14 protein-coding genes are annotated in these 12,325 nt (G+C 33.9%); all 14 read left to right on the plus strand.

Annotated elements, in window-relative coordinates; genetic code table 11:
* The first annotated feature begins 45 nt into the window (after positions 1-45).
* The 14 genes from HMPREF1528_RS11810 (at position 46) to tssD (HMPREF1528_RS11875) (ending at position 12,165) form a co-directional block, all read left to right on the plus strand.
* Complete coding sequence (locus HMPREF1528_RS11810) at positions 46-744, plus strand: hypothetical protein (RefSeq protein WP_016479345.1); 699 nt, start codon at positions 46-48, stop codon at positions 742-744.
* Positions 745-851: 107 nt separating this feature from the next.
* The gene (locus HMPREF1528_RS11815) at positions 852-3,209 is read left to right on the plus strand and encodes a type VI secretion system Vgr family protein (protein ID WP_016479344.1); all 2,358 of its coding nucleotides are present in this window, start codon (positions 852-854) and stop codon (positions 3,207-3,209) included.
* A 2-nt stretch (positions 3,210-3,211) separates the two neighbouring features.
* On the plus strand, positions 3,212-4,318 hold the full coding sequence (locus tag HMPREF1528_RS11820; RefSeq protein ID WP_016479933.1) for a hypothetical protein: 1,107 nt from the start codon (positions 3,212-3,214) through the stop codon (positions 4,316-4,318).
* A 4-nt stretch (positions 4,319-4,322) separates the two neighbouring features.
* Positions 4,323-4,862: a hypothetical protein gene (locus tag HMPREF1528_RS11825; protein WP_016479934.1), complete on the plus strand. Its 540-nt coding sequence runs from the start codon at positions 4,323-4,325 to the stop codon at positions 4,860-4,862.
* Positions 4,863-4,899: 37 nt separating this feature from the next.
* Positions 4,900-5,256, plus strand: coding sequence for a DUF4280 domain-containing protein (locus tag HMPREF1528_RS11830; RefSeq protein WP_016479768.1), 357 nt, complete (start codon positions 4,900-4,902; stop codon positions 5,254-5,256).
* Positions 5,257-5,278: 22 nt separating this feature from the next.
* A complete protein-coding gene (locus HMPREF1528_RS11835; protein WP_016479767.1) occupies positions 5,279-5,707 on the plus strand; it encodes a GPW/gp25 family protein in 429 nt (142 codons plus the stop codon).
* 23 nt (positions 5,708-5,730) lie between these two features.
* Entirely contained in the window at positions 5,731-7,560 is a 1,830-nt protein-coding gene (locus HMPREF1528_RS11840) for a type VI secretion system baseplate subunit TssF (RefSeq protein ID WP_016479766.1), read from the plus strand.
* A gap of 243 nt (positions 7,561-7,803) precedes the next feature.
* Complete coding sequence (locus HMPREF1528_RS11845) at positions 7,804-8,244, plus strand: hypothetical protein (protein ID WP_002682314.1); 441 nt, start codon at positions 7,804-7,806, stop codon at positions 8,242-8,244.
* A gap of 32 nt (positions 8,245-8,276) precedes the next feature.
* Positions 8,277-9,644 carry a DUF5458 family protein gene (locus tag HMPREF1528_RS11850; protein WP_016479765.1) on the plus strand — a complete coding sequence of 456 codons (1,368 nt, stop codon included), beginning with the start codon at positions 8,277-8,279 and terminating at the stop codon, positions 9,642-9,644.
* Positions 9,645-9,779: 135 nt separating this feature from the next.
* Complete coding sequence (gene tssD, locus HMPREF1528_RS11855) at positions 9,780-10,166, plus strand: type VI secretion system tube protein TssD (protein WP_009411176.1); 387 nt, start codon at positions 9,780-9,782, stop codon at positions 10,164-10,166.
* A 51-nt stretch (positions 10,167-10,217) separates the two neighbouring features.
* Positions 10,218-10,604 (plus strand): type VI secretion system tube protein TssD, encoded by a 387-nt coding sequence (gene tssD, locus HMPREF1528_RS11860; protein ID WP_009411177.1) that lies wholly within the window; start codon positions 10,218-10,220, stop codon positions 10,602-10,604.
* A gap of 95 nt (positions 10,605-10,699) precedes the next feature.
* A complete protein-coding gene (locus HMPREF1528_RS11980) occupies positions 10,700-11,311 on the plus strand; it encodes a hypothetical protein (RefSeq protein ID WP_016479935.1) in 612 nt (203 codons plus the stop codon).
* A 6-nt stretch (positions 11,312-11,317) separates the two neighbouring features.
* Entirely contained in the window at positions 11,318-11,743 is a 426-nt protein-coding gene (locus tag HMPREF1528_RS11870; protein ID WP_016479936.1) for a hypothetical protein, read from the plus strand.
* A 26-nt stretch (positions 11,744-11,769) separates the two neighbouring features.
* On the plus strand, positions 11,770-12,165 hold the full coding sequence (gene tssD / locus HMPREF1528_RS11875; RefSeq protein ID WP_016479937.1) for a type VI secretion system tube protein TssD: 396 nt from the start codon (positions 11,770-11,772) through the stop codon (positions 12,163-12,165).
* Positions 12,166-12,325: the final 160 nt, after the last annotated feature.

The raw sequence follows: 12,325 nt of genomic DNA on the forward strand, positions 1-12,325 counted from the left end.
CAATGTCTAAGAAGGTATAAACAGTTGAAATAACAAAAAAATACTATGCCACTACCCGAAATAAAACTAACACTACAATATGAAGACCGCTATCTGTCAGAAAAATGGGAAGATAGAAACGAAAATAAAGTAGTGGTACGTACTGATACCCATTTTCAAAAACATACCATTAGTATCCTCATCTCAGAACAACCCATAGGAAGTGTTCAACTAAAAATAGACGACCATTGGGTAGAACTTCCTACCTACAAACTTACAATTACAGACGACAAAACTGAAGAAATAAAAACTTTCCAAGTAACTCGAGACTTCCTTACCTTTAAAAAAGAAACTACCCAAAAAAGTTTTTTTTCATTCTTAGGTATCAAACGCTTTGATAAAACCTCTTTCCTGTATGAAAACATAGCCTTTGAACCCGAAAAAGACAGTATAGAGAGTTTCGAACTATCGCGTTATCGCAAATTGTCAGAAAATTCCTTGTCTTATCAATTCCAAAGTGGAGACAAAAAACTCCTTATCTACGCAGGAAATTTAGAGAGCTTTGTAAAACCTTCCGATATAGATAGCTACTTCATTATTGTAGACAAAAGCGAAGGACAAAGTTTTATAGGAGATATTTCTTATCGAGAAAAAATGCTAAAACTCACCCCTAAAGTAACACTCCAAGTTATCAAACGCACCAAAATAGCCAAAGAATTTTCTTTTGATAGCAAAGGAAAAGTTCAAAAACTCATTTATTTGTAAACTCCTAATCTGCTAAAATTCAAAAGATTTTTTTTATTCAAAACCTTGCCTCTTCAAAAAAACTTTCGTACATTTGTCCCCAATAAACACAATAAAATAACTACACTATGGAAAACAACAACAACTTTACCGGTTATCGCACCAATCACCCCGATGATATCGCTCATTTTGCATCGGTGAGAAGTTTTCAAGACTTTTTGGTAGACAAAACCAATCCCGTAGTGATGGTTACCCTTACTATCAATGACAAAGGTTTTTTAGATAACGCTACTTTTGAAACACACCTTACCCAACACACCAATGCCCACGATGAGTTTACCATTATTGTCAACGATACAGCCATTGACGACTTCAAAGGGCAAGTAATGAAAAACTCCAAAGACCTTCTGGGAGAAAATATCACCATTCATTTTCATCAATTTGGAAGTGTCATTTATTCTTTTAAAGGGATTATAGCCAATATATGCAACAAGAAAAACGAAGGAGGAGGCTATGGCACGCTGCACATCTCAGGCTATGCGCCCAGTATAGTGTTAGATGGGGGCAAAACCTGCCAATCGTATGAAAACAAAACCCTCCCCGAAATCATTGCCGAAGCTACAGCCGAATACCCACAAGAATCACAAATCCACATAGAGGGTCTTATCAACAACGAAGAAAAAATCCCTTATACCGTACAATACAACGAATCCGACTATCAGTTTATCCAACGCCTTGCCAAACGTTATGGTGAGTTTTTCTATTATAACGGCACACAATACATTTTTGGCAGTAGGGCACAACAAACGGTAACCCTCTACGAAGGAGGCGATCTTTCAGAGGTAGAATTTGAACTGATGCTCAAACCTCAAAAGTTCAATTACCTGTCCTACAACTCACAAATGACCAGAACAGAGGTCAAAGGCAGTGACCAAACAGAACCACAATACAAAGAAAATCCTTTTCAGTTTGCTGCTATTCAAGCCTCAGAGAAAGTATTTGCCAAAACCACCGACCAAACCTACGGAGCCTTGCCCGATGAGTTCAGAGGTGATTACCTAAAAGAAGCCGTACAAAGAGAGAAAGAAAAACGCGAACAACTGATGCAAGTGCGAGGTAAGAGTCGCAACCCACACGTGCGCATCGGAGGCTTTGTAAAGCTCAAAGACATCAACGATTTACCGATGGAAACCTATCGTGTGATAGACGTAACCCACTATCAAGGCGAAGGAGATTATTACAACGAATTTGTAGCCATTCCCGATGTATTTGTAGCCTATTATTACGATGAACAAGCCCTCCCAAGAGCCGAACAGCAACCCGCCCGAGTGATTGATAACAACGACCCCGAAGGTTGGGGACGTGTGCGTGTACAATTTATATGGCAAGAAAAATATCAAACCAAAACCCCTTGGATACGCGTAGTACAACCCCACGCAGGAGGTGGCAAAGGCTTTTACTTCATCCCCGAAATAGGCGAAGAAGTATGGGTAGACTTTGAAGACCAAAATGCCGAGCGTCCTTTTGTAGTAGGCAGCAACTATAACGGTAAGGAGTACAGTCCTTTCCACAACACAAACAACGATATCAAAGCCATACAAACCCGCAGCGGACACAAGCTTATCTTCACCGAAGACGAGAGCATTTTGCTATCCGACAAAAACGGTAATACCTTAAGATTCGATACCCAAGGCAAGAACATAGAGATTTCTGCACCAGAGAATATGATACTCAATGCTAAAAATATGCAATTGAATGTAACAGAAAGTATGATTACCAAAATAGGTAAAGATAGTAGTATTTCAGTACAAGGAGAACTAACACAAGACATTGGAAAGAAAACAATTCTCAATAGCAGTGGAAATATAGAAATAAACTCAAGAAAGCAGTTAGATCTTTATGGAAAAGAACAATTGATAGGGTATACTGATGGCAGTACAGAATTAGGAGCTAAAAACCAAATGCACATTTATGGCGACAATTCTCTCATTACAGCTAAAAGCAAAATAGACTACAATGCTCCTGAAATAAATAAACTACCTCAAAAAGGAATGTTTAAATATGATAAAGAAAAGCAAATTATTAATGCTCAATGGATAGAGCCTGATAATAATACAGCTATCCATAGCATTGGTTACGAAGAGAAGATAAGTCTTTTAGTACAAACCCGTAATTATAAAAAAGGAGAAACGATTTCTGTTGTTGTTGATGAAGTACAAGGAGGAGATATTAATGATGGAGTAAAAGAAATTACTTTGATAGGTGAAGTAGATGAGGCAGGTTTTGCACTTCTAAAAGAACAATTAGTTGTAGAGAAATCTAAGAAAACAGAACAAGAAAAATTAGAAAAGCAACAACGAGAAGAAGAGCGTAAAGCTACAGAAGTCTATAAAACCTACCAAGGGAAAGACTATACTTACAACGAATGGGTGGTAAAAGAACAAGAACTTTGGGAAGAATATCAACGCACTAAAAAAAGAAAATAAAAATGAAAACATTACGTATAAAAAGTATCAATGGAGATATCAGCTTCCAAGATGTAACTTTACAAATTTATCCTTATGATTTTGTTCCTATCGTAAATTTAGATTTGGAGCAACTCTCTCCTAATCCCCAAAATAAAAGAGTGTATGATGGTTTTGAAATAAAGAAGAATGAAGGTGTTTTTACAACTTTAAGTCATTATGTAGAGTCTGATAAGAGAAAACAGCAATTATATTCTATTTTTCCAACTGATGAAAAAGATGAGTTTATTGTCAGATTTTTTGTCCGTCAAGGAAATAGCAAAGCTATAGATAACAATGGCTTTATAAGAGTAGAAGCAAAAGGAGTTAAGATTCTAACAAAAAACAATAAATTAACAGTGAATTATGGTTGGGCTATTGCTTTAAAAATTAGCATTGAGGATATAGAAGAGGAAGCTTATATAAATTTTTATGCTGATGATAACGACCATGCGGGAGCTATAAATATATTTTGCGGGAGAGTAAATGTAATGAGGAGAACTGTAAAAAAATTAGAAGTAAATGAATTAATTAGCGAGCTTATAGAAAATGACCCAGAATATGGAACTAAAGGATTCGAATGGCATTCAAAATATTTGATACGCCTAAGATTTGATGACAAAATAGAAATCGAAATGAGACTATTTACTGATGCAAATGATTCAACTAAAGAGCGTTGGAAGAATGCTATTGAAAGTAAATGGAATGATAAATGTAAAATTCAAATAGAACAAAAAAAATATGATATAATTTTTAAGATTTTATGGTGTAACGAAACATCTAATTTTCATTATAATGTTTCAGTAAATAAAAGTAATATATCTCGAGGGAAAAATGGCACTCATAGTATGCGTATTTGGGGATATTTTGATACAGAGGATATTACTCATGAATTTGGACATATGTTAGGAAATAAGGAAGAGTATTGTACAATTGACGGAATAGCGTATGGAGAGGGGGGACAAACAGGTAAAGGAATTATGAATAATTCTTCCGAGAATCCTAACAAGAATCACTTTGAAAGAATACGATTAAATATCGCTAAAATGTTAGATGTAAACGAAAAAAAATGTATAATAATAATGAAATAATTCTATGAATAAATTTAGTGTACTTTTGTTTTTACTGTTAGGGTGTACTAATTGCACTAATAAGACACCTAAGCAACAAGAAAATGTGATTATTACTCCTGCTCCTCACCTAAAAAAAGAAGTGGTGGTACAATTAGATAAAATCAATAATGAAGAGGCAAAACTAACAATTGCTAATTACTTAGACGAACCTATTTCCACAAATATGTTTGTGATAGGTACAGATATATTGGTTTTAGAATTTCAGGCAAATGATACTATAAGAGGAATGACTTGTCTAGCTCCACCTATGCGTCCCATTAACATAAGAGAATATGATACTATTTTAGCTCCTAATGCTAAAATAGAAACACTTTCTTCTATGGCTGTAATGAGTGAATGTGAGGAAATTTTTAAAATAACAGAACCCAACATAAAAATGCGTGCTGCCATTTGGTTCAAATATGTGAATCGAGATGAAAAGTTTATTCAGCGTTCTAATTGGATTATTTATAAAAATGAAGGACATTATAATCCAAGTAAGAATAAGAAAGAGTATGAATAGATAATATCCTAAAATAATTATAAAGTGAAATACCCTCATGCCTCAAGAAATAACAGAAACAGCAAAACTACAATGTGACCAAGGTACAATAACGACTGCACTAAAGGTTACAAGTCAACAGTTTGCTAAAATAAACAATAAGCTCCAAGCCACAGAGGAAGACAAACAAGCCAATGTAAACATAATGCCTTTTGGTCAATGCAAGCTAAAGCCTACCACAAGTGGTTATTTGCCTTGTATGCCTGCTCCTATAAAGTGGGAAAATACCTCTTTTTCTACTATCGATGGTAAAAAGGAACTCAATAGTGCTTCCTGCATACAATGTGCTATAGGAGGCAAAATAACTTTTACTGATACAGGAGGCAATGACTTTGTCTCATCTGAAACAGAATAATCAAACACTCATAACAAACTGTATGAAAGGAATATATTACAAACTCCCTATCGATTTTGGAGGTCTAATGAAAAAACAAGACCTTGCTAAAATAGCCTTAGAAGATTCTATTTCTCAATCAATTTTCACCTTGATGACAACTGTTTTTGGAGAATGTAAGTTCGATGAAACCTATGGTTGTGAAATATGGGATACTGATTTTGATCTCCTCAAAAGTGATAACGAACTAAAAACTTTTGTCGCTAAAAGTTTAAAAGACAGCATTTCACAACACGAAAAACGTATCACAGTTCAAGATATAGATGTAATAACTACAGAACAAAATTTAGGTAGCTTAGATAAAAAACGAATAAAGAAAAAGGTATTGGTTTCAGTAAAAGCAGTTATTTTAGAGACCAATCGCCCTTATGTATACAAAAATTCTTTTTTTGTAAGCCCATTATCCTACTAATTTTTTAATAAAAACACTGAATAATGAAACAAGAACAGATAAAAAATAGGATGCTAAAAAGAGCTTCAAAGATGTGGGGCTATAGTGAATTAGAATCAGAAAACGCTTTTGATCCTGTATTAGAACTTATTCTTTCAGCTTGTGCTTCAGAACTTGAAAAATTGCGTTTTGAACAGGAAAATTCTCGCGCAAGAATTACAGAACGCCTCCTTGAAGTTATTTTTCCTGATGAAGTTACAGGTATTACCCCTTCTCAAACTCTTCTACAACTCACTCCTATAGAGAACAATGTACAAATATCTCGTTATAGCCATTTCAAAGCTGTCAAACGGATACAAAACTTGTACGACCCTACTCAGGTAAAAACAATGGACATCTTTTTTAGTCCTACCTTAGAAATGAAACTTACCACTGCTCAAGTAAAATATTTAGTTTTTGGCAATAAAATATTGCAACAAGAAAGTTTTTTTTATCAGGAAGAGGTAGAATATTCTGAAAGGAACATTCCTTCAGGAGAGTTTTGGGTGGGACTATACGCCCCTGAGGTAGAAAAGTTAGAAGATTTATGCTTCTATATAGATATAAATAACAAAGAACAAAAAGAGTTTTTCAATTATTACTTGCAGCAAGTAAAAGTATTTTGTGGCGAAAAAGAATATGAATTAGCAGAAGGGTATAATGTGCCAACAAGAAATCTTGAATATGAAGATATTATCTCTAAAAACTATACTAACGTAGAGGCTATTTACAATGAGGTAAATCAGTTCTACCAAGGAAATTTTTTTACTTTAAAAGGGAATATATATCCTGAAAAAGGAAAAAGTGAGTATGTAACTTCCTTTATAGAAGAGAATTTCTCTAACAATCGTATTGCTACTGAAAAAGATATCGTTTGGTTGCGTTTTAAGTTCTATGAAGTAATTACCCCAAAAATCTTAGAAAATATACGTATTGCTTTAAACTGTATCCCTGTGGTGAATATGTACAACACTAAAAAAACCAAACGTATTAAGGGGCAACTAACTATCTATCCTATTATAGGAGATAACACCTTTTTGGATATTGACTACATTTCCGATGATAATGGGAAACGATATGAAGTGAAAAACTATCAAAATGATTCTGAAGATAATATTTCCTTTGTTTTAAGACGAGGAGGAGTAGCACGCTTTGATGAAAGGAGTGCTTTAGATCATTTACAACATACTCTAAGACTCATAAGAGATGAAACAGCTTCTTTTTCCGCCATAGGAAATGACTTTGCTATCGATGCAGAGCTTAGGCAAATAGGACAGAATTTAGCTTCTATCTACCAAAACATAAAGAAAAGAAGTCTTTCTTTAAATACCAATCCATTTCTAATCATTTCTTCTATGAATAAAGAATTAGATACAAGTTTTACTTTTTCCTATTGGCATACAGCAGGAGAAGAAGGAAATGATATAAAAACGGGAGTTTCATTAGAGTGTGATAAAAGTAATAAAACAGCTATTAAAAGTGCTATTACTGTAAAATCTTCTTTGGGTGGTAAGCGAGGGCTCAGCACTGCTGATAAGATTTTAGAATATCGCAATGCATTACTTTCACGAGGTAGAATTGTTACCATTGCCGATGTAAAAACATTTGCTAAAAGTCATTTCAAGCACACAATCAAAGGATTAGACGTGCAAAAAGGCACTAAAAAAGAAATCTCACTAAAAGGAGGTTTCAAAAGAACTATAGATATTTACCTAAATAAAAATAAAGAGGTAGAAGTAAGTGAAACAGAATGGGAATACTTAAAGGATAGTTTCTTGATTAAATTAGAAAAAGCCTCTACAAACATTTATCCCTATAGAATTTTTGAGAAGTAATTCAACAGTGTTGTATAAAACTATACATTTATTTTACAGAAATATCGAAAAAGCATCTTCTTTAGGTGCTTTTTCCTTTTCTTGTTTTAAAAAAAATCATAATCATTCATCTGTTTTACAGGTAGTTAAAATATATTTCAAAAATATTTTGAAAAATATTTGATTAAAAATTTGCATTGTATTTTAAAATTAACTACATTTGTCGCGTAATCAAGTTTGATAATAATAAAAAAACATCATTCAATGCTAACAAACAAAGGAATAGGAGGCAACGAAGTGCCTATAGACGCAAGTGAAGCTATTTTAGAGATAGCTCCTAATCGCACATTGATAGCTCAAAAGCTCAGTGCAGAAAACCCCGTAAAACCCGAATTAGTGGAAGGTCTCAATACCTTAGACAAGGTATTCGAGCACTTCAAGCCTACTATGAAAGTAGATTTTGAAGACAGTGAAGGAGCTACCAAAGTAGAAGAATTGACTTTTAAAAACTTGGGAGATTTTGGCACTAAAGGAATTACAGCCCAAAGCGCTTTCCTTACGGGATTGGCTACAGAAAAAGACCAATATCAGAAAATAATCAAACAACTCAAAACAAACAAACTCCTTAAAGCAGCCTTGGAAGATCCTGATGCTAAAAAAGCCTTACAAGATACATTAGAAGCTCTAATAGCTGAGTTGAGTTAATTCTTTAAATTCCCAATTAAATATTTGAAACGATGTCAAATAAAGTAGAAACAGTAAATACAGCATCACAAGCACAAGAATCTGTTAAGAAATCACCTATTTCATTAGAAAAGTCATTAGATAAATTAGTGCGTTATGGAGGGTTTGATTTGTTAGAAGCCTCCATAGAAAATGTACAAAATGTAAACCCTGATAGGAATGCTCGTAGAAAGATATTCCTTACCGAAAGTAGCAAGCAAAAGGAAAGAGATACCCTAAAGAAAACATTAGAACTTTGGGCAAGTGTACTAAAACAAAGCGATTCTTTGGTAGAAATGGTATCTCACTGCGAAGACCAACAAAAATCAGCAGAAGAGTTGCTTTCTAAAAACTTATACAATGCTGTAGAGGCTACTCGTGAGTTAGAAACAAACTATCGAACCATAGCTTTGTTCTACAAAAATACTGAGGAAGACAAAATCAAAAACGTTACAGTGATGAACGCTTCCTTAGAGCAACTCAAAGACCTTGATAACACGCGTTTTATTGATACCATACACGCCGAACTTTCCGATAACTACGACCGTTTAGACCTTAGAAATAACTATGGGTTGTTAGTGATTCCAGGTTATTTAGGCTCTAATATGGTAGTGGAGAAATGGGCAAAAATCGCTCATGAAAATAAAGTAATGCTTGTTACTGACTTTGAACACTTAGATGAACCCGATGATGTAATGGAGATGTTCGACGAAGCAAACCTCACAGGTGGCGATGTGTATCGTGCCAATGTACTAATGACCTGCAACTGGCTAGTAGGTAGAGGTCGTTTCAATGAAATAGGCGAAACAACCGATTTGTTTGTCCCTCCTTCCGCCGCTTTAGCTGGAAAAATCTACAAGACATTGATGTCTCAGGTAACTGCAGGAAAGAAATTTGGAGGTATCAACGAAGTAGAAGGTGTCCGTTTCGACTTGAAGAAAAGCGAAATAGCCAACTTAGAAAGTTTAGGACTTATCCCTATGGTAAATGAATACGGAAAAGTAATGGCTTTCTCTGGCAAAACATTGTTCAACGGAGATAACTTAGGACTACAAACGTATTCTGTAGTACGTGTGTTCGACTATGTAACCAAAGTGCTAATGGATTTCCTTAACCGTAGAGCTTTTGAGAATTTTACAGCGACTACACGTAAGGATATTATGAACCAAATAGTCCAATTCTTGGATAGTATTACAGGTCCTAAAAACCTTATTGAGAACTTCGAGATAAGACGATTTGAACAAGACCCTAAACAAAAAGACAGAATCTATTTAGACATTCATATGAAACCTTATTTTCCCGCTAAAAACTTCCTTATCAAAATGGACGGACACAAGGGAACTGATGCTAATGAATGGGATACTGAATATGAACAAAAGTAAAGTACCTCTTATGAAGGGATGATTCACCTTAAACAATAAAACAAGGTTTAGACTTCCAACATAAGGCATTGGAGACATTTTATATATATTTCCATAATTGGTATTATTGAGTATTAAATTTTAATTTATTTAATTATGTCGTTTAAATGCAAACTGAATGTTGCTGGAAAAGAACGCAACATCGTTTCCGTTGACTACGGAATGTTACAAGAGACCGACGTCACAGGTAGACCTTCTTCGGTTACCAGAGGTGGCAAAATTACTATCACTGTGGAAAGCACAGGTGATACCGACCTTTTTGAGTGGATGACCAACTCCTTCGAACGCAAGGATGGAAGCATCATCTTCCTCAAAAGAGACAGCGAGGCTACTTTGAAAGAGCTGAAATTTAAAGAAGCTTACATCGTGAAGTACAAAGAAGATTTCGATGCAGCAGGTGATAATCCGCTGACAGAAACCTTTACACTCTCTGCCAAAGAGATTGAAATGGGTACAGCCAAACATACCAATGAATGGGTGTAATCTTCTTTTGATTTTTTAATGTAATTGTTAATCTTTTAAATTTTTAAGCGTATGTCTTTCAAAGCCAAACTTAAAGTAGCCGGCAAAGAATATAATGTTCTTAGCGTAAGTTATGCATTGTTTCAAGAAACAGATGCAACAGGTCGTCCTTCTACCGTTACACGTGGTGGAAAAATTGATGTAGTAGTGGAAAGCACAGGAGAAGCTGACTTCTTCGAGTGGATGACCAATTCTTTTGAACGTAAAGATGGTAGTATCACTTTCTTAAAAAGAGACAGTGAAGCCACCTTAAAAGAATTGAAGTTCACTGAGGCTTACCTTGTAAAACATCGAGAGCATTTTGATGCCTCAGGAGAAAAACCCCTCACAGAATCCTTTACCATTTCTGCAAGGAAATTAGAAATGGGTACAGGAGCCTACGAAAATGAGTGGGTGTAAAACTTATGGAAATTGGGTAGCGCTTTAGAGTGCTGCCCAATTTTTGTAAAAAACAAGCAGAATCAAAGAGTTAAATCTATAAAAACAAAAATGTTATGCCTCTGATTAAAAAGACTGATAGGATGGATATTTACTTAGAAGAATATAGGCAGATTATACTTATTCGTCAAAGATGGAAGTATAATTGGCTTAATGAAAGAAATACCACAAGTTGGACTTTATTTGAAAAAAGAGATTTTCATAATAAAGTTGATAATATCATTTGGAAAATTTGGGGAGGTCAGTTTAAAATAAAAGTTATAGGTAGTTCAGTTTTTGCTCAAAAATATAAAAATAAAATTTTTACAATTAATTTTGATATTCAATGGGTAATACAAAATCCTCATTGGAATGTAAATGTAAGAAAAATCGTAAAGAATACTTCTTATAGAAGTAATGTGAGATGGAATGATAGAGAAATCAATTTAGACACTGAAGATACAAAGATGAGGAAGGACTACAAACAAGTGCCTGTTGGCCATGAATTTGGACATGCTATTGGTTATCTATATGATGAATATAATAGTACTCTCTCTATTAATAATGGGTTTCTTTTTGACCAAGATAGTATAATGAATGTTGGTATGGAATTGAGAAATAGGCATTTGCAATATGTTATCTATCAATTATCTACTATTTATCCTAATACAACATTTCAGTTAATATAATGCACTATGAAGTTTTTATGTGTTTTTATTGCAATGAATTTATTTGCAGCTCAATGTAAAAATGAAGAATCACAAAAATTACAGCATTTTAATATGACAGTAATAAATGCTGAAAAAGATTCTTTATTACAAAATTTTGAAAAACTATCGTATGATAAAAATATTGAGAAACATTACAAAAAGTTAGGGTATTCACTTGTGAAAGAAACTACTTTTCTTATGGGAGATTATTCTGATGGTTTAATTTCTGAATTTAGAATTGAATTACTCAATATTTTTTCTGAAAAAGAAATACAAGAAAAAGATATTCTTATAAAAGAAGTTACTTGGCAAATTGATAAAAATAATAATTTAACAATTTGGTACAAAAGAGAAAATAAGAAATGGAAACCGTTAAAATTTTTCATTTATAATAAGGATACAAACTTTTAACTAACAATTTAAAAAATAAAAAGAATATGTCATTCAAAGTTAAATTAGAATTAGAAGGTAAAACCTACAATGTATTAGCTTGTCGGTATAATTTCACACAAGATGTGGATCAAACAGGACTACCTAAAGGAATGCCAAGAGGTGGTGAAATCTTTATTCGTTTGGAAAGTACAGGAGAGCCTGACTTGTTCAAATGGATGAATAGTGTTAGTGAAACCAAAGATGGTAAGATTATTTACTATCGTAGAGATGCAATGAGCAAATTGCAAGAACTTTCCTTTAAAAAAGCTTTCTGTATAAGTTTTACAGAAGACTTTAATGCCAATAGCACAGAGCCCTTGCAAATTGAACTTGTTTTATCTGCTCAGCAACTCATTGTAAATGGAGTACCACATAACAAACAATGGAAAATGGGTATTTAAATTTGTAATCTCAAATTTCATCCGTAAAAAAGAATCTTATGAATAACAACACCTCATCTGTCCCTGGTCGTGTAAACGACCCAAAAACCTTTGCAAAATTTGCTTCGGTGAAAAGTTTTCAAGATTTTTTGAAAGATAAAGATAATCCTGTAGTGATGAT

This window comes from Capnocytophaga sp. oral taxon 336 str. F0502 (genome assembly GCF_000411575.1).
Lineage (GTDB): Bacteria > Bacteroidota > Bacteroidia > Flavobacteriales > Flavobacteriaceae > Capnocytophaga > Capnocytophaga ochracea.